1 rRNA gene is annotated in these 1,458 nt (G+C 58.7%); it reads right to left on the reverse strand.

Features of this window, described 5'->3' with window-relative positions:
- Window positions 1-1,458, reverse strand: a 16S ribosomal RNA gene (locus ACXC9Q_RS41785); the annotation flags it as partial.

Here is a 1,458-nt window from a genome sequence, read left to right on the forward strand (position 1 = left end):
CGACTTCGTCCTAATCGCCAGCCCCACCTTCGACGGCTCCCTCCCACAAGGGGTTAGGCCACCGGCTTCGGGTGTTGCCGACTTTCATGACGTGACGGGCGGTGTGTACAAGGCCCGGGAACGTATTCACCGCAGCGTTGCTGATCTGCGATTACTAGCGACTCCGACTTCATGGGGTCGAGTTGCAGACCCCAATCCGAACTGAGACCGGCTTTTTGGGATTCGCTCCACTTTGCAGTTTCGCAGCCCTTTGTACCGGCCATTGTAGCATGCGTGAAGCCCTGGACATAAGGGGCATGATGACTTGACGTCATCCCCACCTTCCTCCGAGTTGACCCCGGCAGTCTCCTATGAGTCCCCACCATAACGTGCTGGCAACATAGGACGAGGGTTGCGCTCGTTGCGGGACTTAACCCAACATCTCACGACACGAGCTGACGACAGCCATGCACCACCTGTATAGGACCCTTACGGACCCCGCATCTCTGCGAGATTTCCCTATATGTCAAACCCAGGTAAGGTTCTTCGCGTTGCATCGAATTAATCCGCATGCTCCGCCGCTTGTGCGGGCCCCCGTCAATTCCTTTGAGTTTTAGCCTTGCGGCCGTACTCCCCAGGCGGGGCGCTTAATGCGTTAGCTGCGGCACGGAGGACGTGGAATGTCCCCCACACCTAGCGCCCAACGTTTACGGCGTGGACTACCAGGGTATCTAATCCTGTTCGCTACCCACGCTTTCGCTCCTCAGCGTCAGGTAAGGCCCAGAGAGCCGCCTTCGCCACCGGTGTTCTTCCTGATATCTGCGCATTCCACCGCTACACCAGGAGTTCCGCTCTCCCCTGCCTACCTCTAGTCTGCCCGTATCGGAAGCAGGCTCGGAGTTAAGCTCCGAGTTTTCACTCCCGACGTGACGAACCGCCTACGAGCCCTTTACGCCCAATAATTCCGGACAACGCTCGGACCCTACGTATTACCGCGGCTGCTGGCACGTAGTTGGCCGGTCCTTCTTCTGCAGGTACCGTCACTCTCGCTTCGTCCCTGCTGAAAGAGGTTTACAACCCGAAGGCCGTCATCCCTCACGCGGCGTTGCTGCGTCAGACTTTCGTCCATTGCGCAATATTCCCCACTGCTGCCTCCCGTAGGAGTCTGGGCCGTGTCTCAGTCCCAGTGTGGCCGGTCGCCCTCTCAGGCCGGCTACCCGTCGAAGCCTTGGTAGGCCATTACCCCACCAACAAGCTGATAGGCCGCGAGCCCATCCCCAACCGCCAGAACTTTCAACCACAAACCATGAAGCCCGTAGTCATATCCGGTATTAGACCCCGTTTCCGAGGCTTATCCCAAAGTTGAGGGTAGGTTGCTCACGTGTTACTCACCCGTTCGCCGCTCGTGTACCCCCGAAGGGGCCTTACCGCTCGACTTGCATGTGTTAAGCACGCCGCCAGCGTTCGTCCTGAGCCAGG

It is taken from the genome of Kribbella sp. CWNU-51 (genome assembly GCF_054073265.1).